The organism is Streptomyces sp. RPA4-2, assembly GCF_012273515.2.
GTDB lineage: Bacteria > Actinomycetota > Actinomycetes > Streptomycetales > Streptomycetaceae > Streptomyces > Streptomyces kaempferi.
The window spans coordinates 125197-149123 of record NZ_CP050975.2; the positions used below are offsets into that span (position 1 = coordinate 125197).

Below are 23927 nucleotides of genomic sequence, written 5' to 3' on the forward strand. Positions count from 1 at the left end.
GGGGGAACCACTGGTGGCGGAGGAAGGCACCTCGGACGTCGGTGTGACGCGGGAAGTGGCGGATCCGGCGCCGGGACCCGGCATCGGCAAGGCTCCCTCGGTGGAGCCGGACGGCGGGACGACGCTGCTCGCCTGGCTCGCGCGGATGCGCGAGGAGTGCCCGGTCTGGCGTGACGAGGCAGGCCAGGTGCACCTCTTCCGGTACGAGGACGTCCAGCGTGTCCTCGCGGACCCGGCGACGTTCTCGTCCGACACCGTGGGCCGTCTGTCGGGCGGTGAACGCCAGGCTCCGCGCGGCACCCTCCTGCTGCTGGACCCGCCGCTGCACGGCAAGATGCGCCGCCTGGTCAGCCGCGCCTTCACGCCGGGGCTGATCTCCGGTCTCGAACCGTGGATCACCGAACTGACCGCGGAGCTGCTGGAGTCGGCCGGCGGTGACCGCTTCGACCTGGTGGACGTGCTCGCCAACCCGCTGCCGGTCACGGTGATCGCGCGGATGCTCGGTGTGCCGACGGCCGACCGGGATCTGTTCCAGGGGTGGGCGGACCAGCTCCTGTCGACGGACCCGGAGGATCCCGCGAGCGTGCGGCGGATGGAGGAGACCGGCGCCACCATCTCGGCGTACCTGCAGGGCTTCATCGACGAGCGGCGCCGGGAGCGGCAGGACGACCTGCTGGGCACCCTGGTGCACGCGGAGCTCGACGGCGAGCGCCTGGACGACGAGGACATCGCGAGTTTCGCGACCCTGCTGCTGCTCGCGGGGCATGTCACCACCTCGGTGCTGCTGGGCAACACGCTGATGTGCCTGGACGGGGAGCCGGAACTGTTCGAACGGGTCCGTGAGGACCGGTCGTTGGTGCCGGCCGTGATCGAGGAGACCCTGCGGCTGCGTCCGCCGTTCACGCGGATCGAGCGGGTCACCACGGCCGTGACCGAGTTCCACGGGACGAGCCTCGCCCCCAACACCCTGGTGCATCTGTGGTTGTTGTCGGCCAACCTGGACGAGGAGGTCTTCGAGGACGCGGCCGCCTTCCGCCCGGAGCGCTCCAACTCCCGTCAGGCCGCCTTCGGCCACGGCATCCACTACTGCATCGGGGCGCCGCTGGCCCGGCTGGAGGGGCGTGTCGCCCTGAACGCGCTCCTCGACCGGTTCGCCCGGATCGAGGTCGACCCCGACGCGCGGCTGACGTACCACGGCACCAACGTCTTCGGCGCCCGGCACCTGCCGCTGGCCGTCAAGCGTGCCTGACACCCCACCAGCTCTCGCCCCACGACACCCGACGGCGTAGCCGGCTCACCAACGGAGTGACCATGAAGACACGGCCCGACGCACCCGTCATCCCGGCGGACCGGGGAAAATGCCCGTTCGATCCGCCGGCGGCGTACGCCCGCCTGCGCGCGGAGAACCCCATCAGCCCCATCACCTTCCAGGTGGCCCCGGCGGACACCTCGGGCTGGCTGGTCACCCGGCACGACCTGGTGCGGCAGATCCTGGCCGACAACCGCTTCAGCCACCGCAACGAACTGCTGGCCCACGTGGTCGCGCCGCCGTTCCCGATGGACGAGTACAACCCCCAGCCCTCCCCGCCCGGTTCGTTCGCGAAGACGGACGCGCCCGAGCACTCCAAGTACCGCCGGCTGCTGGCCGGGCACTTCACGGTCCGCCGGATCCAGCAGTTCGAGCCGGAGCTGACCCGCATCATCGGCGAGACCCTCGACGAGATGGCGGCGCAGGGCTCGCGGGCCGACCTGCTGACGTCGTTCGCCGAGGTGGTGAGCGTGCGCACGGTGCAGTCCCTGATGGGGGCCTCCGCCGAGCTGATGGCGGTCATCTCGAAGCACTTTTCGGCGATGATGACGCTGACGTACACGCTGGAGGAGTTCATCCACCACGTCGAGTCCATGGACGCGGCGCTGCGGCCCATGGTCCGCGAGCGGATGAAGGAACAGGGCGACGACCTCTTCGGACAGCTGGCCTCCACCGGGGAGCTGACCGAGGAGGAGATGGTCAACCTCGCGGTCCTCACCCTGGGCGGCTCCCTCGACACGACGCCCAACATGCTGGCCCTGAGCACGTTCGCGCTGCTGGAGCAGCCGGAGCAGCTGGCGCTGCTGCGCAGCCGTCCGGAGCTGTACGAGGCCGGTGCCGTCGACGAGTTGATGCGGTACCTGACCATCTCGCAGATGGGGTCCAGCCGTTGCGCGCTGGAGGACGTCGAGATCGAGGGCGTCACCATCAAGGCCGGGCAGACCGTCGTCCTGTCGCTGCCCGCCGCCAACCGCGACCCCTCGGTCTTCACCGACCCGGACTCTCTCGACGTCACCCGTATCCCGCGCAAGCACCTGGCGCTCGGCTTCGGGGCGCACCAGTGCCTGGGCCAGCATCTGGCCCGCGCCACCCTCAGGATCGGTCTGCGCACGCTGTTCGAGCGCTTCCCGAAGCTGCGGCTGGCCACGCCCGCGGACGAGGTGCCGCTGCGCGACCGTGCCGTGCACTACGGGGTCGACAGCCTGCTCGTCGCCTGGGACTGATCGGCCGCGAGGAGGACCACCGTGACAGCGAACACGACCAACCCGACGGACACGCCCGACCCGACCGGCACGCCCCACCAGACCGGCACGCCCCACCAGACCGGCACGCCCGGCACGCAGAAGACGGCGAGGACGAGCACGACGGACACGACGAGCACGACGAGCACGACCGCCAGGACGCGTAAGGCGGGGAGGACGAAGGGCGGGAAGGGCAAGGCGCCCGTGCCGGCCTTCCGCCACGCCGTGGAGAGCCGGGAGGAGCGGACCTTCCTGGTCCGCGCCGGCACGGCCGGCGGCGGCCGGGTCCGGCTGAGCGGTTACGACCTGCTGACCGGCCCCTGGTACACGCCGATGACGTTCTTCTACCGGGACACGCTGGACGGCGCGGAACTGCGCGCGTCCCTGGCGCGTACGCTGCGCCGCTACCCGCCGCTGGCCGGGCGTCTCACCCGGGACCGGGACGGCGGCCTGAGCGTGCTCTGCAACGACGCCGGGGTCCGCTTCACCGAGGCGGTGTCGTCGGAGCCCATGCGGGAGTACGGGCCCGGCCTGCGCGCCGAGCCGGTGATCGGCGGTCTGCTGCGGGAGGTCAGCGCCTTCCGTGTCGTCGACCGGGACACCCCGCTGCTGAAGATCCGGCTGACGCAGATGCGCGGCGGCGGCTCGATCCTGGGCGTGACGATCAACCACAGTCTCGCGGACGGCGGGAACACCCTCGCGTTCCTGGAGAGCTGGTCGCGCGAGCACCACGGGCTGGCCTCTTCGGAGCCGTCCCACGACCGTGACGTCATGGACGCGCTGGGCCGGGAGTCCGCGGACCTGGCGACGGTGGCCTCGCGCGCGTTCATCGGGGTCTCCCGGCTGCGGCTGCTGAAGACGAACCTCAAGGTCGGCCTGCACGAACTCGCGACCGTCGCCACCCGCTTCGAGGCCGACGAACTCGCCGCGATGAAGAACGCCGCGCAGCGGCAGCTGGCCGGCGAGGGCTCCTGGGTCTCCACCAACGACGTGCTGACCGCGCACATCTGGCAGGTGCTCGGCGAGCTGCGCGGCCGGCCCGACGAGGCGGCCGAGTGGCTCGGCATGATCGTCAGCGTGCAGTCCCGGCTCGGCGACGCGCTGCCCGCCGGGTACTGGGGCAACTGCGTCAGCAACAGCTGGACCACCACTCCGGCGGCGGCGCTGCGCGAGCGTCCGCTGGGCCGTGTCGCCCAGGACGTCCGGGCCTGTCTGGACGCCAACACCGCCGAGAAGATCCGTGACGAGATCGCCTTCCTCAACTCCTATCGCGGGGCGGGGGTGTCACGGCACGTCATGTCGGTCCGGGCGCCGGACGTCTTCGAGACGGCGCTGTCCGTCAACAACTGGTCGCAGTTCCCGCTGTACCGCATCGACCTGGGCGGCGGAAAACCGTTCTGGTACGAGTTCCCGGACCTTCCGGTGCCGACGGTGCACATCGCGCCGACGCCCGCCGAGGACGGGGGCCGGGACGTCTATCTGTGCCTGGCCCGGGAGCACGCGGCCGTGGTGCGGGACCCGGCCTGGCTGGAGCGCTTGCATGTCCATGGGCGGACCGGCGGGGGCGGGGTTCCCGAGGGGAAGTGAGGCGGGCGGGAGCAGGCGGACCAGCCGTGTCCGGTGAGGCGGGCGAGGGGGTCCGCGGTGCTCTCGTTGCGCCACAGTGCGGCGAGCGTGTGCAGGGTGTCGGTCGCGGTGGCGTGGTCCAGGGCCGCCTTCGTGGTGTCGGTGGCGAACATCGCGCGGCTGCCGGTCGGCCCGTCCAGCGTCGGCAGGTCGGCGCCGTGGTGGCCGCCGTCGTCGAACATCATCTTGATGCAGTGCGCGCCTTCCTTCCGGCGTGCCGTCACCTGTTCCTGTGCGTCCTCGGGGCCGGCCAGCTTCCCTAAGGCCTGTCGGCCCATTCACGGGCGTTTCGAAAAACACCCGTGAATCGGCTCGTCATCACGGCTCGCGCGGCCCTCGGGCGGTCCGCGCTCCTACGACTGGTCGAGTTCCCGGCTGATCAGGTCGAACAGTTCCTCGTCGGTGGCGTCGTCGAGCTGGTCGGCCATGGACACCCCGGGCCGCGTGCCGTCGTCCGGGCCGTTCAGGCCGGACTCCAGGTCCTCGACCTCGGTGAGGAACGCCCTGAGCCGTGTCTTGAGCAGGACCCTCAGGTCCTGTCCGGGGCCGGAGGCGATGATCTTCCCGACCGCGTTCTCCACCTCCGCCAGCAGCGCCGTGGCGTTCGTCCGCCCGCCCCCGAAGAGCTCTTCCGCCAGGTGGCGGGCGAGGTCGGCGGGGGTGGGGTGGTCGAACACGAGGGTGGTCGGCAGCCGCAGACCGGTGTCGGCGTTGAGCCGGTCGCGCAGTTCCACGGCGGTCAGTGAGTCGAAGCCCATCTCCCGGAACGCCTTGGTGGGTTCGACGCCCGACACCACGTCGAAGCCGAGTGCCGTGGCGGCGACGCTTCGCACGTGGTCCTGCACCAACTGGAGCCGCGCCTCGGCGGGTGCCGCGGTCAGCTTCTCGATCAGGGGGCGCGGGGCGCCGGGGGCGGTCTCCGCGTCCCCGGACGCCGTCGCGGCGGCCCGCGCCTCCGGGAGGGCGGACAGCAGCGGGCTGGGACGGCGGGCGGTGAACGGTGCGAGGAACTTCTCCCAGTCGACGTCGGCCACCACCACGGCGGCGTCCCCGACGTCCAGCGCGCGCCCGAGCCCGGTCAGCGCCCGCTCCGGATCCATCACCCGCAGACCCCGGCGCACCAACTCCGCGGCGCCCTGCTCCGAGACCATCCCTCCGCCGCCCCAGGGGCCCCAGGCGACGGCGGTACCGGCAAGACCCCGGGCCCGGCGCCGCTCCACCAGCGCGTCGAGATGCGCGTTGGCGGCGGCGTACGCCGACTGCCCGCCACTGCCCCACACACCCGCGATCGAGGAGAACACCACGAACGCCGAAAGGTCCAAGTCCCGGGTGAGGGAGTCGAGATGGTCGGCGCCCACAGCCTTCGCCGCCAGGACGGCGGCGACCCGCTCCGGAGTCAGCCGGTCGATCAGATCGTCGTCCAGCACACCCGCGGCATGGAACACCGCGCCGACCGGATACCGCGACAGCAGACCCGCCACCGCCTCCGCATCGGCCGTGTCACACGCCTCCACCACCACCCGCGCACCCAACTCCCCCAGTTCACCGACCAGTTCGGCCGCACCGGGGGCGTCGATCCCACGACGGCTGGTGAGGACGAGCTCACTCGCACCACGTACCACCAGCCAACGGGCCAGGCGCGCGCCGACTCCACCCGTGCCCCCCGTCACCAGCACCCGTTCCGGAGCGCGCCAGCCGTCGGCCGAGGGCCCCCAGGCCGGTGCGCCGCCGGGCAGCGGGGCGTGGGAGAGCCGGCGGGCGAACAGGGCCGCACCGCGTACGGCCACCTGGTCCTCGCCGCCGTCGGTGACGACCGCGGCCAGGCTCGCGAGGACACTCCGGTCCACGGATTCCGGCAGGTCGACGAGGCCGCCCCACCGGTCGGGGTGTTCCAGGGCGGCGACCCGGCCGAAGCCCCACAGGGCGGCCTGCGCCGGGTCGACGCCGTCCTCGGCCGGCGCGCCGACGGCCACGGCGCCGTGGGTGAGCAGCCACAGCGGCGCGCTCACTCCCGCGTCGCCCAACGCCTGGACGAGCGTCAGGGAGGCCGTCACGTCCGCGGGCCGGAACAGGACTCCGACGACCGGGTCGCCCGCCGCTGCCGCGTCGGTCAGGACACGGCCCAGTTCGGTACGGCCGGCGGCGGGGTCGTAGGCGATCCGCTCCACACCGGGGAGGAGCTCCTCGATGCCGTCGAGCACCGGGCCTTCGGTGGGCGGCTGGAGCAGCAGCCGGCGGCCGGTGTCCGGGGCGGCGGGCGGCGGTGCGGTGAAGGACTGCCATTCGACGCGGTAGCGCCAGCCGTCGACCCGGCTGCGCTCGGCCGCGCCCTGCCGCCAGGCGGACAACGCCGGTACGACGGCGTCGAGTTCGGCCTCGTCCACGCCCAGGACCTCGGCGAGGTCGTGGGCGTCACCGCGTTCCACGGCCGCCCAGAAGCTCTCGTCCAGCGGGTTCGCGCTCGTCCCGGACACGCGGTGTGCGGCAGGCTCGGGCCAGAAACGCTCACGCTGGAAGGCGTACGTCGGCAGTTCCACCCGCCGCGCCCCGGAACCGGCCAGCAGCGCGGGCCAGTCGACGGCGGCACCGTGTGCGAACGTCCGCGACACCGCCGCCACGATGGTGTCCGTCTCGGGGCGGTCCTTGCGCAGGACGGACGTGAACAGCGTCCCGTCGTCGCCGGAGACGCTGGACTGGGCGAGGGCGGTGAGGGTGCCGTCGGGGCCGAGCTCCACGAACCGGGTGACACCACACTCTTCGAGCCGGGTGATCCCGTCGGCGAACCGTACGGCCTCACGGACATGGCGGACCCAGTAGTCGGCGGACTCCAACTCCCCCGCGCCGGCGGCCTGTCCGGTCACGTTCGACACCACCGGGATACGCGGTGCACCGTAGGTCACGCTCTCCGCGACCGTACGGAACTGCGCCAGCATCGGCTCCATCAACGGCGAGTGGAAGGCGTGGGAGACACGCAGGCGGGAAGTGCGGCGACCCGATCCGGCGATCTTCTCGGCCACAGCGGCCACCGTCGCCTCCACACCCGAGACCACCACCGAACGGGGGCCGTTGACGGCGGCGATCGACACCTCGTCCGTCAGCAGCGGGAGCACCTCGGCCTCGGATGCCTCCAGCGCGAACATCGCTCCCCCGGAGGGGAGTTCCTGCATCAGACGGCCACGCGCCGACACCAGCCGGCACGCGTCCTCAAGCGAGAACACCCCCGCCACATGCGCGGCGGCCAGCTCACCCACCGAATGGCCCACCAGGAAGTCAGGGGTGATCCCCCAGGACTCCACCAGCCGGAACAACGCCACCTCGATCGCGAACAGTGCGGGCTGCGCCCAGCCCGTCTCGTTCAGGAGATCCGCGTCCTCACCGAACACGACCCCCCGCAGGCCGTCGTCCAGGTGCGCGCAGACCGCGTCGAAGGCTTCGGCGAACACCGGGAAGGAGTCGTACAACTCCCGCCCCATACCGATACGTTGCGCGCCCTGGCCGGAGAGGAGGAAGGCGAGCTTGCCCTCGGTCACGGCTCCGTGCGCCACGCTCGGCAGTGTCTCGCCGCGGGCGACGGCGGCGAGTCCCGCGAGGAGTTCCTCACGATCCGTGCCGCGCACCACCGCACGGTTGTCGAAGGCCGACCGTGACCCGACGAGTGACAGGGCCACATCGGCAGGGGCCGGCTCCGGGCGAGTCCGCAGATGGTGCAGCAGGCGGTCCGCCTGGGCCCGCAGCGCGGCGGGGCTCTGCCCGGACACCACCCATGGGGTGACGGGCAGCGGCCGGGCGGCGTCCGGCTTTTCCTCGACGGCGGGGTCCGGTGCCTGTTCGAGCACGACGTGTGCGTTCGTGCCGCTCAGTCCGAACGAGGAGACACCCGCCCGGCGGGGGCGTTCCGTCTCCGGCCACTGCGCCGACTCGGTCAGCAGTCGTATGTCACCGGCTTCCCAGTCGACGTGCGACGAGGGTGCGTCGACGTGGAGGGTGGCCGGCAGCACGCCATGCCGCATCGCCTCCACCATCTTGATCACACCCGCCACACCGGCAGCCGCCTGCGTGTGACCGATGTTCGACTTCACCGACCCCAGCCACAACGGCCGTTCGCCGTCACGGTCCTTGCCATAGGTCGCCAGCAACGCCTGCGCCTCGATCGGATCGCCCAAAGACGTACCCGTACCGTGCGCCTCGACCGCGTCCACGTCCGACGCCGACAGACCCGCGCCGGTCAGAGCGGCCCGGATCACCCGCTGCTGCGAAGGGCCGTTCGGCGCGGTCAGACCATTCGACGCACCGTCCTGGTTCACCGCCGAACCACGTACGACGGCCAGCACCGGGTGACCGTTGGCGCGCGCGTCCGACAACCGCTCCACGAGCAGCACACCGACACCCTCACCCCACCCCGTACCGTCCGCACCCTCCGCGAACGCCTTGCACCGCCCGTCACCGGCCAGACCGCCCTGACGGCTGAACTCCACGAACGCACCCGGGGTCGACATCACCGTCACACCGCCGGCGAGTGCGAGGTCGCACTCCCCCGACCGCAGCGCCTGCACCGCCAGGTGCAGGGCGACCAGCGACGACGAGCACGCCGTGTCCACGGTCACCGCGGGACCTTCCAGACCCAGCACGTACGACACCCGCCCGGAGAACACGCTCGCCGCGTTGCCCGTGCCCACGTAGCCGCCGAAGTCACCCTCCGACAGCGACAGCAGCGCCGGGTAGTCCTGGCCGTTCGTTCCCGCGAACACGCCGGTCCGCGAACCGCGCAACGACCGCGGGTCGATGCCCGCCCGCTCCACCGCCTCCCACGACGACTCCAGCAGCAGGCGCTGCTGCGGGTCCATGGCGAGCGCCTCACGCGGCGAGATCCCGAAGAAGCCCGCGTCGAACGAACCCACGCCCGACAGGAACCCGCCCACCCGGGCGAAGTCCGCGGCGTCATAGCCGTAGACCGCGCCGAGCCCTTCCCAGCCACGGTCGTCGGGGAAGCCGGTCATGCCGTCGCGTCCCTCCGACAGCAGGCTCCACAGGGTCTCCGGGGAGTCGGCCCCGCCGGGGAAACGGCAGGCCATCCCGACGATCACCACCGGGTCACCGGCCACCGCCACGCTCACGGACGCGCCGGGCGCCTCGTCGACGGCGCCGCCCAACTCGCCGTACAGGAACTCCGCCAGAGCCGCCGGAGTCGGATGGTCGAACACCACGGTGGCGGGCAGCCGTACCCCGCACTCCGCGCCCAGTACGTTGCGCAGCTCCACCGCGATCAGTGAATCCACACCCAGTTCGCGGAACGCGCGGTCGGCCGGAACCGCCTCCGCGTCGGCATGACCCAGCACCGCCGCCGCACGAGCACGGACCAGGTCCACGGCGGCCCGGACGCCCGCCTCGCGCGGGAGAGCCCCGATGCGGGCGCCGGGGCCGTCCGCGCCGTCCGACGAGGGCCCGTCGGCGGACGGGGAGGGGGTGGCCTCCGGAAGTTCCCGCAGGAGTGCGCTCGGCCGGATCGATGTGAAGGCCGGTGCGAACCGGGGCCAGTCGATGTCGGCCACGAACTCGGTGGTCACACCCGAGTCCAGGGCCGTCGCGAGGGCGGCGACGGCCAGGTCCGGGTCGAGTGACGCCACGGCGCCGCGGCTGCGCCTGCGGCCGCCCGTGGCCTCGGCGGCCATGCCGCCGCCGGCCCACGGGCCCCAGGCGACGGAGGTGGCGGGCAGCCCCTCGGCGCGGCGGCGCTCGGCGAGCGCGTCGAGGACCGCGTTGGCGGCGGCGTACGCGCCCTGTCCGGCGTTGCCCATGACGCCGGCGAGCGACGAGAAGAGGACGAAGGCGGACAGTTCCCGGTCCCGTGTCAGTTCGTCGAGGTGCAGGGCCGCCTCGGCCTTGGCCCGCATGACGTGCCGGATGCGCTGGGGGTCGGTGCCGCCGATGACGGCGTCGTCGAGGACGCCCGCGGTGTGCAGCACGGCGTCGACGGGGTGCCGTTCGAGGAGCGCGGCGACCTCTTCCCTGACGGACACGTCGGCCGCGGCGACCGTGACCCGGGCGCCCATCTCCCGGAGGGCTGTTTCCAGTTCCGGGGCGCCGGGCGCGTCGGAGCCGCGCCGGCTCACCAGGACGATGTCCTCGGCACCACGCTCGACCGCCCAGCGCGCGACCCGGGCGCCGATGGCGCCCGTGCCTCCGGTGACGAGGACCGTTCCCCGTGGCTGCCAGGCGTCCAGCGGAGTGGGACGCGTCCTGGACAGCCTGCGGCCGAAGACACCGGAGTCGCGGACCGCCACCTGGTCCTCGCCCCACTCGGCGGACTCGGCGGACGCACCGAATGCGCCGCCTGCGCCGGGCAGTTCGGTGAGGACCGCGGCGAGCCGTGCGACCGCCCGTTCGTCGAGGTCGTCCGGGAGGTCCACGAGTCCGCCCCAGAGGTCGGGGTGTTCGAGGGCCGCGACCCGGCCGAGCCCCCACACCGCCGCCTGTTCGGGTGCCGTGAGCGCGTCGGAGCGTCCGACGGAGACGGCGCCGCGCGTCAACGACCAGACCGGACCGCGCAGTCCGCTGTCCGTGAGCGCCTGGACCAGCGTGGCCGTGGCCGCCGCCACCCCGGCCCGGTCCTCGGCCAGCGGGAGCAGCGACAGGACGGCCGTGACGGGTCCGCACTCGTCGTGGGCGTCGCTGAGTCGGGCCGCCAGGTCCGCTCGGCCCGTCTCGGACGCGGGGTGCGGCACCTCGATCCGCCGCAGCTCGAACCCGTGTCCCGCGAGCCCTTCGAGTACGGTGCGGACCGTGGCATCGGCCCGCTCGTCGCGCACCTGCGGGACGAGCACCAGCCGCGGGCCCGGGGACGGCGCGGGCGCGGGCGCGGTGCCGGAGAACCGGGCCAGCGGCTTCCAGGTGACGGCGTAACGCCATGAGTCGGCGCCGGGCTTCGGCCTCGGCGCGGACGGGTCGAGCCAGTAACGCTCGCGCTGGAAGACGTACGTGGGCAGTTCCACGGCCGCCGCACCGGTTCCCGCGAAGACCGTCTCCCAGCCGACCGGCCCACCGTGCGCGTGCAGCCGGCCCAGGCCGCGCAGGACGGCCGCCGGTTCGGAGCCGGTCTTGTGCAGTACGGGGGTGAAGAGCATCCCGTCGTCGGAGGGGACGCAGGGCTGGGCGAGGGCGGTGAGGGTGCCGTCGGGGCCGAGTTCCACGAACCGGGTGGCACCCCGCTCCGCCAGCGTGCGCACCCCGTCCGCGAACCGCACGGCCTCCCGGACATGCCGCACCCAGTAGTCGGCCGAGCCCAACTCCCCGGCTGTTGCGACCTGTCCGGTCAGGTTCGACACCACCGGGATACCCGGCTCGCCATAGGTGACGCTCTCCGCGACCGTGCGGAACTCGACGAGCATCGGTTCCATCAGCGGCGAGTGGAAAGCGTGGGAGACACGCAGACGCGAAGTACGGCGGCCCAGGGCGGCTATCCCCTGCGCGACCGCCTCCGCCGCGGTCTCGACGCCGGAGACCACCACCGAACGGGGCCCGTTGACCGCGGCGACCGACACCCCGTCCGTCAACAGCGGCAGGACCTCGTCCTCGGACGCCTCCAACGCGAACATCGCCCCACCGGCGGGCAGTTCCTGCATCAGACGGCCACGCGCCGACACCAGCCGGCACGCGTCCTCCAGGGAGAACACCCCGGCCACGTGCGCGGCGGCGAGTTCACCCACCGAATGGCCCACCAGGAAGTCGGGACGCACACCCCACGACTCCAGCAGTCGGAACAGCGCGACCTCGATCGCGAACAGTGCCGGTTGCGCCCACCCGGTCCGGTTCAGCAGCTCGGCATCCTCACCGAACACCACACCCCGCAGACCCGCGTCCAACTGCGCGCACACCGCATCGAACGCCCCCGCGAACACGGGATACGCCTCGTACAACTCCCGCCCCATACCGAGACGTTGCGCGCCCTGGCCGGAGAAGAGGAAGGCGAGTTTGCCCTCGTCGTGGCCGTGGCCGGTCACTGTCCGGGGTGTCGTCTCGTTCTCGGCGAGGCCGCGCAGGCCGTCGAGGAGGTCGGTGCGGTCGCCGCCGAGGACGACGGCGCGGTGGTCGAACGTCGACCGGGTGGTCAGCAGCGACCAGCCGACATCGACGGAGCTGTGGCCGGGACGTCCGGTGAGGAAGGCCGACAGCACGCGGGCCTGGGCGCGCAGGGCTTCCGGGGTGCGGGCGGAGAGGAGCCACGGGACCACGGGCGGTACGGCGGCGGGGGCCTGTTCCTGTGCCGGGTCGTGTGCCGGGTTCTCTGTCGGGACCGGGACCGGTCCCGGTGCGGGTGCGGGTGCGGGTGCGGGTGCGGGTGCCGGGGTGCCCTGTTCCAGGATGACGTGGGCGTTGGTCCCGCTGACGCCGAAGGCGGAGACCGCCGCGGTGCGGGGGCGGCCGGTCTCGGGCCAGGCGCGCGGTGCGGTGAGGAGGCGGACCTCGCCCGCCTCCCAGTCGATGTGGGTCGAGGGCTCGTCCACGTGGAGGGTGGCCGGCAGGACACCGTGCCGCATCGCCTCCACCATCTTGATCACACCCGCCACACCGGCAGCAGCCTGCGTGTGACCGATGTTCGACTTCACCGACCCCAGCCACAACGGCCGCCTCGCGTCACGGTCCTTGCCGTACGTCGCGAGCAGGGCATGTGCCTCGATCGGGTCGCCCAGGGAGGTGCCGGTGCCGTGCGCCTCGACCGCGTCCACGTCCGACGCGGACAGACCCGCGCCGGTCAGAGCGGCCCGGATGACGCGCTGCTGGGAGGGACCGTTCGGTGCGGTCAGGCCGTTCGACGCACCGTCCTGGTTCACCGCCGACCCCCGCACCACCGCCAGCACGGGGTGACCGTTGCGCCGCGCGTCCGAGAGTCGCTCCACGAGCAGGACGCCGACGCCCTCGCCCCAGCCCGTACCGTCCGCGCCCTCGGCGAACGCCTTGCAGCGCCCGTCGCCCGCCAGCCCGCCCTGCCGGTCGAACTCGGCGAACACGTCGGGGGTGGACATCACGGTCACGCCGCCGGCGAGTGCGAGGTCGCACTCCCCCGACCGCAGGGCCTGCACGGCCAGGTGCAGGGCGACGAGGGACGACGAGCACGCCGTGTCGACGGTGACCGCGGGACCTTCCAGACCCAGCACGTACGACACCCGGCCCGAGACCACGCTCGCGGCGTTGCCGGTGAGCAGGTGGCCCTCGATGCCCTCGGGCAGCTCACGTCCGGTCGCGGAGCCGTAGTTCTGGTTGCTGCATCCGACGAAGACCCCGGTGCGGCTGCCGCGTACGGCGGCGGCGTCGATGCCCGCCCGCTCCAGGGCCTCCCAGGACGCCTCCAGGGTGAGGCGCTGCTGCGGGTCCATGGCGAGGGCCTCGCGGGGCGAGATGCCGAAGAAGCCGGCGTCGAACTCGGTCGCGGAGGCGACGAATCCGCCGCGCAGGGCCGTCGTGTCGGTGGTGGTCCCGGCCGGGTCCCAGCCGCGGTCCTCCGGGAATCCGGTCATCGCGTCCCGGCCGTCGGCCACGAGCCGCCACAGGTCTTCGGGCGAGTGGACGTCTCCCGGGTAGCGGCAGGCCATGCCGACGACGGCCACCGGTTCGGTGGCCGCGCGGGCGAGGCGGTCGTTCTGCTTGCGCAGCCGCTCGTTCTCGACCAGCGACGCGCGCAGGGCCGCGACGACGCGTTCCTCGGAGGTGGGCATACTCAGCTCCACTGTTCTTGCTTCGGGCTTCGGCGGGCGGGGTGGGCGGCGGGCTGCACGTCAGTGGGCCGAGTCGCCGAGGGCCAGTTGGACGAGGTCGTCGACGTCCATGGTGCTGATCAGGTCGTCGTCCTGTGCCTCGGCGGTCACGCCCGGGGCCGTCCCCTCCGCTTCCGACGGCCCGTCCGGCTCGGCGAGGGCCAGCAGCGCGGTCAGCAGGCCGCTCTCCTGAAGGCGGGCCAGCGGGATGGTGGACAGCTTCTTGCGCAGCGTGTCCTCGTCGGCGTCCGCGGGTCCTGCGGTGTCGGGGAAGAGCTCGGTGTGGAGGTGCTCGGCCAGGTGTCCGGGGGTGGGGTAGTCGAAGACGAGGGTGGTGGGCAGACGCAGACCGGTGTCGAGGTTGAGCTGGTTGCGCAGTTCGACGGCGGTCAGGGAGTCGAAGCCGATGGTGCGGAACGCCTGGCCGGGTTCGATGCTCTGACCGTCGGCGCGGCCGAGGACCGAGGCGGCCCGGTCGCGCACGAGGTTGCGCAGGGCGAGCTTGCGGTCGGTGGTGGAGAGTTCGGAGAGCCGGTGCCTGAGGTCCGCGGCCCGGGCCGCGGTGTCGTCCGGGCCGGCCGCCGGGGCCGCCGCTTCCGGGAGTACGGACAGGAGCGGGCTGGGACGGCTGCTGGTGAACGTGGGGAGGAACCTCTCCCAGTCCACGTCGGCGACCACCACCGTGCCGTCCCCGAGGTCCAGGGCACGCCCCAGACCCGCCAGCGCACGGTCGGGGTCCATCACCCGCAGACCCCGTCGCGCCAGCTCGCCGGCCCCGTCGTCCGTCACCATTCCCCCGCCGGCCCAGGGGCCCCAGGCCACCGCCGTACCGACGAGCCCACGGGCCCGGCGGCGCTCGACCAGCGCGTCCAGTTGGGCGTTGGCGGCGGCGTAGGCCGACTGGCCGCCGCTGCCCCACACCCCGGCGATCGAGGAGAACACCACGAACGCCGACAGGTCCCGGTCTTTCAGGAGGGTGTCCAGGTGGGTGGCGCCGGCGGCCTTGGCTCCCCATACGTCGGCGAGGTGCTGGGCGTCGGCGGCGTCGATCGGTGCGGCGTCGCCCCGGCCCGCGGCGTGGAACACCGCGTCGACGGCGTGCCGGTCCAGCAGGGCGCGGACCTCGTCGCGGTCCGCCATGTCGCAGGCCTCCAGGGCGACCTGGGCGCCCAGGTCGCGCAGTGCGTCGGCGAGTTCGACGGCGCCGGGCGCTGCCGCTCCGCGGCGGCTCGTCAGGACGAGGTCCCGCGCACCACGCTGTACGAGCCAGTGTGCGAGGCGCGCGCCGAGGGCGCCTGTTCCGCCGGTGACCAGGACGGGGCCGCGCGGGGTCCAGGCGGTGGCCGGGGCCGAGGTGGCGGAGACCGGGGCGTGGACCAGACGGCGGGCGAGGAGTTCGGGGCCGCGTACGGCGACCTGGTCCTCGCCGGACACGAGGGCGGCGGCGATGCCGGCGAGGGCGTGCCGGTCGGGCCGCTGGGCCGGGACGTCCACCAGACCGCCCCAGCGGTCGGGGTGTTCCAGGGCGGCGACCCGGCCGAGGCCCCATACGGCGGCCTGCGCCGGATCGGCCGGTTCCTCGGCCGGTCCGTCGGTCGACACCGCGCCGTGCGTCACCGTCCAGAGCGGAACCGTGAGGCTCGCGTCGCCAAGGGCCTGGACGAGCGCGAGGGCCGTCCCCACGCCGCCCGCGGGAGCGAGGCACGACAGCACGCCCGCGACGGCCCCGCCTTCGGCGGCCTGTACGAGGACCCGTGCCAGCGCGGCACGATCCGTCCGAGGGGGGCAGGTGAAGCGGTCGGCACCGGGGACGAACTCCTCGATGCCCGCCAACGCGTCCTCGTCCGAGGGCTGGAGCAGGATCCAGCGGCCCGGTACGGGTGCGGGAGGGAGCGGTACGGCCGTCGGCTCCCAGTCGACGCGGTAGCGCCAGCCGTCCACGCGTCGCTCGAGGGCGTCCTGTGCGGGTTCGGGCCAGAACCGCTCGCGCTGGAAGGCGTAAGTGGGCAGGGCGATGGTCCGCGCGCCGGTGAAGAGCGCGGGCCAGTCGACGGTGACCCCGTGGGTGAACGCCGCCGACAGGGCGGCCAGGGCGGTGTCCGTCTCCGGGCGGTCCTTGCGCAGCATGGACGCGAAGAGCATCTCCTCGTCGCCAAAGACGCCGGACTGGGCGAGCGCGGTGAGGGTCCCGTCGGGGCCCAGTTCCACGAACCGGGTCACGCCCTGCGCTTCGAGCCGGGCGATGCCGTCGGCGAACCGTACGGCCTCACGGACATGGCGGACCCAGTAGTCGGCGGACTCCAACTCCCCCGCACCGGCGGCCTGTCCGGTCAGGTTCGAGACGACCGCGATGCGGGCCGGCGTGTAGGTGACGCTCTCGGCGACCGTGCGGAACTCGGCGAGGATCGGTTCCATCAGCGGCGAGTGGAAGGCGTGGGAGACACGTAGACGAGAGGTACGGCGGCCCAGGGCGGCTATCTCCTGCGCGACCGCCTCCGCCGCCGTCTCGACGCCGGAGACCACCACCGAACGGGGGCCGTTGACCGCGGCGACCGACACCCCGTCCGTCAACAGCGGCAGGACCTCGTCCTCGGACGCCTCCAACGCGAACATCGCCCCACCGGAGGGAAGTTCCTGCATCAGACGACCCCGCGCCGACACCAGCCGGCACGCATCCTCCAGGGAGAACACCCCCGCCACATGCGCGGCGGCGAGTTCGCCGACCGAGTGGCCCACCAGGAAGTCGGGGCTCATCCCCCACGACTCCACCAGCCGGAACAGCGCCACCTCGATGGCGAACAGTGCGGGCTGCGTCCACCCCGTCTCGTTCAGCAGCCCCGCGTCCTCACCGAACACGACCCCCCGCAGACCCTCGTCCAGGTGCCCGCACACCGCGTCGAAGGCCTCCGCGAACACGGGATACGCTTCGTACAACTCCCGCCCCATACCGAGACGTTGCGCGCCCTGGCCGGAGAAGAGGAAGGCGAGCTTGCCCTCGGCCGCGACGCCCTGGGCCACACCCGGCACGCTCTCGTCGCGGGCGACGGCGGCGAGGCCCGCGAGGAGTTCCTCACGGTCGCCGCCCCGGATCACCGCACGGTTGTCGAACGCCGACCGGGTCCTGACCAGCGACAGACCCACGTCGGCGGGGTCCAGGTCGGGATGGGCCTGCACATGTGCCAGCAGCCTGGCGGCCTGAGCGCGCAGTCCCCCGGTGCCACGGCCGGAGACGACCCAGTTGGTCACGGGGACGGGCCGGGGAACCACTGTCGTGGTTTCCTCGGTGGCCGTCTCCGGTGCCTGTTCCAGCACCACGTGCGCGTTCGTGCCGCTGAACCCGAAGGCCGAGACCGCGGCCCGGCGGGGCCGTGCGGTGTCCGGCCAGTCCACGGACTCCGTCAGGAGCCTGACCTCGCCCGCGGCCCAGTCGACGTGCGACGAGGGTGCGTCGACGTGGAGGGTGGCCGGCAGGACACCGTGGCGCATCGCCTCCACCATCTTGATCACACCCGCCACACCGGCAGCAGCCTGCGTGTGACCGATGTTCGACTTCACCGACCCCAGCCACAACGGCCGCCCCGCGTCACGGTCCTTGCCGTAGGTCGCCAGCAACGCCTGCGCCTCGATCGGGTCACCCAGTGTCGTGCCGGTGCCGTGCGCCTCGACCGCGTCCACGTCCAAGGCCGACAGACCCGCACTCGCCAAAGCAGCCCGGATCACCCGCTGCTGCGAAGGGCCGTTCGGTGCGGTCAGACCGTTCGACGCACCGTCCTGGTTCACCGCCGAACCACGTACGACGGCCAGCACCGGGTGACCGTTGGCGCGCGCGTCCGACAACCGCTCCACGAGCAGCACACCGACACCCTCACCCCAGCCCGTACCGTCCGCACCCTCCGCGAACGCCTTGCACAGGCCGTCCGGTGCGAGGCCGCGCTGGCGGCTGAACTCGACGAACGCCGCCGGGGTCGACATCACCGTCACACCGCCGACGAGTGCCATCGAGCACTCCCCCGAGGTGAGTGCGCGGATCGCCCAGTGCAGGGCGACGAGGGAGGCCGAGCAGGCCGTGTCGACGGTGACCGCGGGCCCTTCCAGACCCAGGACGTAGGAGACCCGGCCCGAGATGACGCTCGCCGCGTTGCCGGTGCCGAGGTAGCCCTCGGTGTCGGCGTCCGCCGTGCTCAGCACGTGTGCGTAGTCCTGGCCGTTGGTGCCGGTGAAGACGCCGGTGCGGCTGCCGCGCAGGGAGCGGGGGTTGATGCCGGCCCGTTCGACGGCCTCCCACGACGTCTCCAGCAGCAGGCGCTGCTGCGGGTCCATGGCGAGCGCCTCGCGGGGTGAGACGCCGAAGAAGTCCGCGTCGAAGGACCCGACGTTCTCGAGGAAGCCGCCGCGGCCGGTGTATGTCGTGCCGCGGCGCCGGGACTCGGGGTCCGGGTCGTAGAGGGCGGCCAGGTCCCAGCCGCGATCGGCGGGGAAGTCGCTGATGCCGTCGACGCCCTTGAGGAGCATGTCCCACAGCTGTTCGGGGTTCTCGGCGCCTCCGGGGAAGCGGCAGCCCATGCCGATGATCGCGATCGGGTCGTCGGCGAGGTCGGCCGGTGCCGCGGGGTTGTGCCGTGCGGGCTGTGCCGGACCGGTCGTGGTGGGGGCGAGTTCGGCGAGGAGGAAGTCGGCGACGGCGGTCGGGTTGGGATGGTCGAAGACCAGGGTCGCGGGCAGGGTGAGGCCGGTCTCCCGGGTGAAGGCGTTGCGCAGTTCCATGGCGGTGAGGGAGTCGAAGCCCATGTCCGCGAAGGGGCGGTCGAGGCTGATCGACGCGTCGCTGCTGTGGCCGAGGACGCCGGCGACCGTCGTACGGACCAGAGCCCGGACTGCCGCCCGGCGCTGTTCCTCGGGGAGCGCGGCGAGAGCGCCGCCCGCGGGTGCCGTGCCGCTCGCCCCGGCGCCCGCGGCCCGTCGTAGCGGCGGGCGGCCGGCCAGGGATCGCAGCACGGGGGGAAGCCCGGCCGCGTTGCGGCGCAGTGCGGGCAGGTCGACGCGCAGGGGCAGGGGGGTGCCGTCGGTGTGGGACAGGCAGCGGTCGAAGAGGGCCAGGGCGGCCCGGGTGGGCAGGGCGCCGATGCCGCTGCGGTCGATGCGGCCGCGCTGTGCGGTGTCCAGGTGGCCGGTCATGCCGCTGTCCGCGGCCCACAGTCCCCAGCCGATGGAGAGGGCGGGGCGTCCTTCGCCGCGGAGGTGTCCGGCGAAGGCGTCCAGGAAGGAGTTGGCCGCGACGTAGTTGCCCTGGCCGGGGCTGCCGAGCGTGGCGGCGGCCGAGGAGAACACGACGAAGGCCGTCAGGTCGAGGGTGCGGGTCAGCTCGTGGAGGTTGACCGTGGCGTCGACCTTGGGGCGCAGTACGGCGTCGAGGCGTTCGGGGGTGAGGGAGGTGATGAGGCCGTCGTCCGCCACGCCGGCGGCGTGGACGACGGCGCCCAGCGGGTGATCCCGTGGAATGGCCGCCAGTAGTGCGGCCAGGGCGTCGCGGTCGGTGGTGTCGCAGGCGGCCGCGGTGATGTCGGCGCCCGCCTCGGCCATTTCGGCGACGAGTTCGCGGGCGCCGGGCGCGTCCGCGCCCCTGCGTCCGGCGAGGACGAGGTGGCGTACGCCGTGCTCGGTCACCAGGTGGCGGACGGTGGCGGCGCCGACGGTGCCGGTGCCGCCGGTCACCAAGACCGTGCGCTCGGGATCGAAGACCGTTGTCCGCGAGGTCTGCCCGGCACCGGTGCGGGTGAGGCGGGGCAGCAGGACCCGGCCGTCGCGGAGGGCGACGTCGGGCTCGTCGTGGCGCAGTGCCCCGGCGACGGCCCGCGGGTCGGGCCCGGGGGTGTCGGTGTCCATGAGCAGGAAGCGGCCGGGGTTCTCCGCCTGGGCGGAGCGCACGAGTCCGCGGACGGCCGCGGCGGGCAGGTCGCCGGCCGTCTCGCCGTCGGCCGCGGCGACGGCGCCGGAGGTGAGCAGGAGCAGGCGGGAGCCGGTGAAGCGGTCGTCCGTCAGCCAGGTCTGCAGCAGGGTGAGTGCGGTGGTGGTGGCGGTGCGGACGGCTTCGGCGGTCGCTGTGCCGTCGTCGAGGGGGGTGTGGAAGGGGACGGCGACGACCTCGGGCACCGGGCCGGTCCCGGCGGCGGCGAGGAGGTCGTCGAGGGAGGCGTGGACGGCGAGTTGGGGGGCGTTCGGCAGCACCGGTCCGGGTGAGGCGGTCCATACGAGGCCGAAGATGTCGTCGTTCGCCGCGGCCTCGGAGACCGGCAGGTCCGACGCTGTGAGGGTGCGTGTCCTCAGTCCGTCCGCGCTGAGGACGGGTGCGCCGGTGGTGTCGAAGAGGGCCAGCGCGACGGTGCCGTCCGGGCGGGGGCGGATACGGACGCGTACGGACTCGGCGGCTGTGGCGTGCAGGGTGAGGCCGGACCACGACAGGGCGTGGGGTGCGGGGTGTCCGGTCGCGGAGAGAGCGAGGAGGGCGCCCTCGATCAGGGCCGGGTGCAGGGTGAAGTGGGCGGCCTCGGCGCGCTGCGGATCGGGCAGCGCGGCGTCGGCGTACACCTCGTCGCCGAGCCGCCAGGCGGCTGTCAGGGTGCGCAGGGCGGTGCCGGGTACGGTGTCGCGGTCCTCGAGGGTGAGGTGGAGCTCGTCGAGGTCGAGGGGGGTGGCTCCGGTGGGCGGCCAGGCGGCGGGGTCCTGGTGCTCGGCGGCCGTCGCGGTGTCCGGCAGCCGCAGCAGGACGCCTCGTGCGTGCTGCTGCCAGGGGCCGTCCACGTCCCCCGTGGGGTCGGCGGGTCGGGAGTGCGCGGTGAACGTCCACCGGTCTTCCTCCTCGGTGCCCTCGACCACGGTCTGGATCTCGGTCTCGCCGGTCTCGGCCAGGACGAGGGGCAGGTCCACGGTGAGTTCGGCCAGGTGCGGGCTGTCGAGCCGGGCACCGGCGTGCAGGGCGAGGTCCGTGAAGACCGCGGCGGGCACGAGCGGTGTGCCGAAAGCGGTGTGGTCGGCGAGCCAGGGCTGGGTCCGGCGCGAGACGCGTCCGGTGGAGACGACGGTGTGCGAGCCGGCGAGCGCGATGGACGTGCTGAGCAGTGGGTGGCCCGTCGTCCTGGCGGTGTTTTTGGCGACGGGGTCGAGCCAGTAGCGCCTGCGCTGGAAGGCGTAGGTGGGCAGGGTGACCGGCGGGCAGTCGTCGCCCTGGATCACGGCGGGCCAGTCGACGGCGATGCCGCGGGTGTGGAGGGTGGCGATCGTGCCGAGCGCCGTGAGCGGCTCGGGTCGGTCCTTGCGCAGGACGGACGCGAACAGCAGGTCCTCGTCGCCGGAGGCACTGGTTTGGGCGAGGGCGGTGAGGGTGCCGTCCGGGCCGAGCTCCACGAACCGGCGTACGCCGCGTCCTTCGAGCCAGGTGATCCCGTCGGCGAACCGTACGGCCTCACGGACATGGCGGACCCAGTACTCGGCCGACTCCAACTCCCCCGCGCCGGCGGCCTGTCCGGACACGTTCGAGACGACGGGCATACGGGCCGGCGTGTACGTCACGCTCTCGGCGACCGCACGGAACTCCGCCAGCATCGGCTCCATCAACGGCGAGTGGAAAGCGTGCGAGACACGGAGGCGTGAGGTGCGGCGGCCCAGGGCGGCTGTCTCCTGCGCGACCGCCGACGCTGCGGTCTCGGTGCCGGAGACCACCACCGAGCGGGGGCCGTTGACCGCGGCGATCGACACCCCGTCCGTCAACAGCGGCAGGACCTCGTCCTCGGACGCCTCCAGCGCGAACATCGCCCCACCGGAGGGAAGTTCCTGCATCAGACGACCCCGCGCCGACACCAGCCGGCACGCATCCTCCAGCGAGAACACCCCCGCCACATGTGCGGCGGCAAGTTCGCCGACCGAGTGGCCCACCAGGAAGTCGGGCCGCACACCCCACGACTCCACCAGCCGGAACAGCGCCACCTCGATGGCGAACAGTGCGGGCTGCGTCCACCCGGTCCGGTTCAGCAGCTCGGCGTCCTCACCGAACACGACCTCCCGCAGGCCGTCGTCCAGCTGCGCGCACACCGCGTCGAAGGCCTCCGCGAACACGGGATACGCCTCGTACAACTCCCGCCCCATACCGAGACGTTGCGCGCCCTGGCCGGAGAAGAGGAAGGCGAGCTTGCCTCCGCCGCGGCGGGCCGTGCCCACGACGGCCTCGGGGGCGGGGGCGCCCTCCGCCACGGCTTCGAGGCCGCGGATCAGGGCGTCGTGGTCGTCGCCGAGGACGACGGCGCGGTGGTCGAACGCGGAGCGGGTGGTGGCCAGGGCGTGCGCCACGGCGTGGTCGCCGTCGTCGGGGCGGGTGTCGAGGTGGGTGAGCAGGCTGCGGGCCTGGGCCTGGAGGGCCTGCGGGGTCTGTGCGGACAGCAGCCAGGGCACGACCGGCGGGGTGGGCGCGGTTCGTGTCCCGGAGGCGTCGGCCGCCGGTGCGTCGTCGCCCCGGTCGTCCGCCGGTTCGGCGGGCGGTGCCTGTTCCACGATGACGTGGGCGTTGGTGCCGCTGACGCCGAAGGCGGAGACGCCCGCCCGGCGCGGCCTGCCCGGGTCGGTCCATTCGACCGGTGCCGTCAGGAGGCGGACGTCGCCCTCCGTCCAGTCGACGGTGGTGGACGGCTGGTCGACGTGGAGGGTGCGGGGCAGCCGCTGGTGGCGCAGGGCCTGCACCATCTTGATGACGCCGCCGACGCCCGCGGCGGCCTGGGTGTGGCCGATGTTCGACTTGAGCGAGCCGAGCCAGAGGGGGCGGTCGGCGGCCCGGTCCTGGCCGTAGGCGGCGAGCAGGGCCTGGGCCTCGATGGGGTCGCCGAGGGTGGTGCCGGTGCCGTGGCCCTCGACGGCGTCGACGTCGCCCGGCCGGAGGTCGGCGGCGGCGAGCGCGGCGCGGATGACCCGTTGCTGCGACGGGCCGTTGGGAGCGGTGAGGCCGCTGCTCGCGCCGTCCTGGTTGACGGCGGAGCCGCGGATGACCGCGAGGACGTCGTGGCCGGCCCGCCGGGCGTCCGAGAGGCGCTCCAGGAGGAGCATGCCGACGCCCTCGCCCCAGCCGGTGCCGTCGGCGGCGTCCGCGTAGGACTTGCAGCGGCCGTCGGCGGACAGTCCGCGCTGGCGGCTGAACTCCATGAAGGTGACCGGGGTGGACATGACGGCGACACCGCCGGCGAGGGCGAGGTCGCACTCGCCGGCGCGCAGGGCCTGGACGGCCAGGTGCAGGGCGACCAGGGAGGAGGAGCAGGCGGTGTCCACCGTGATGGCGGGGCCTTCGAAGCCGAAGGTGTAGGCGATGCGTCCGGAGGCGATGCTGGCGGCGCTGCCGTTGCCGATGTAGCCGTCGAGTCCTTCGGGCGGTTCGGGGAACCGTGAGCCGTAGTCGTTGTACATGACGCCCGCGAAGACGCCGGTGGCGGTGCCCTTCAGGTCGGCGGGGCGCAGTCCGGCGCGCTCCATGGCCTCCCAGGTGACCTCGAGGAGCAGGCGCTGCTGGGGGTCGGTGGCGAGGGCTTCGCGGGGTGACATGCCGAAGAAGTCGGCGTCGAAGTCGACGGCGTCGTGCAGGAAGCCGCCGTGGCGGGTGTAGCAGGTTCCGGGGTGGTCGGGGTCGGGGTCGTAGAGGGTGTCGACGGACCAGCCGCGGTCCTCGGGGAAGCCGGAGATGCCGTCGGTGCCGCTGTCCACGAGGTGCCAGAGGTCTTCCGGGGTACGTACGCCGCCGGGGTAGCGGCAGCTCATGGAGACGATGGCGATGGGTTCCGTGGCCCTCGACTCGACCTGGTGCAGGCGGTTGCGCGTGCGTTGGAGGTCTGCGGTGACGCGCTTCAGGAACTCGTGAAGTTCGCGGAGCCTGTCCTCGGTCACGGATCGGTTCCCTTCGACAGCGGGGCCCGTGGTGTCGCCGGTGGTGCGTCGGTGGCGCGGGCGGTGGCGGTCCCGGACGGATACGGG

Annotated in this window: 6 protein-coding genes; 3 read left to right on the plus strand and 3 right to left on the minus strand. The window is 73.2% G+C overall.

Going from position 1 to position 23927, the window contains the following annotated elements; genetic code table 11:
- The first annotated feature begins 13 nt into the window (after window positions 1-13).
- The 3 genes from HEP85_RS00630 (at window position 14) to HEP85_RS00640 (ending at window position 4137) form a co-directional block, all read left to right on the plus strand.
- Complete coding sequence (locus tag HEP85_RS00630; RefSeq protein WP_248001741.1) at window positions 14-1249, plus strand: cytochrome P450; 1236 nt, start codon at window positions 14-16, stop codon at window positions 1247-1249.
- 62 nt (window positions 1250-1311) lie between these two features.
- Window positions 1312-2532, plus strand: coding sequence for a cytochrome P450 (locus HEP85_RS00635; protein WP_168525132.1), 1221 nt, complete (start codon window positions 1312-1314; stop codon window positions 2530-2532).
- 21 nt (window positions 2533-2553) lie between these two features.
- A complete protein-coding gene (locus tag HEP85_RS00640) occupies window positions 2554-4137 on the plus strand; it encodes an acyltransferase (RefSeq protein WP_168525134.1) in 1584 nt (527 codons plus the stop codon).
- On the opposite strand, the gene HEP85_RS00645 is transcribed toward HEP85_RS00640, so the two are convergent.
- The 3 genes from HEP85_RS00645 to HEP85_RS00655 form a co-directional block, all read right to left on the minus strand.
- Window positions 4026-4454, minus strand: coding sequence for a hypothetical protein (locus HEP85_RS00645; protein WP_168525136.1), 429 nt, complete (start codon window positions 4452-4454; stop codon window positions 4026-4028). The two genes, HEP85_RS00640 and HEP85_RS00645, sit on opposite strands and share 112 nt — an antisense overlap.
- A 75-nt stretch (window positions 4455-4529) precedes the next feature.
- Window positions 4530-13886, minus strand: a complete 9357-nt coding sequence (locus HEP85_RS00650) for a type I polyketide synthase (RefSeq protein ID WP_369657514.1) — start codon at window positions 13884-13886, stop codon at window positions 4530-4532.
- Between the two features lie 60 nt (window positions 13887-13946).
- On the minus strand, window positions 13947-23840 hold the full coding sequence (locus tag HEP85_RS00655) for an SDR family NAD(P)-dependent oxidoreductase (protein ID WP_369657515.1): 9894 nt from the start codon (window positions 23838-23840) through the stop codon (window positions 13947-13949).
- Window positions 23841-23927: the final 87 nt, after the last annotated feature.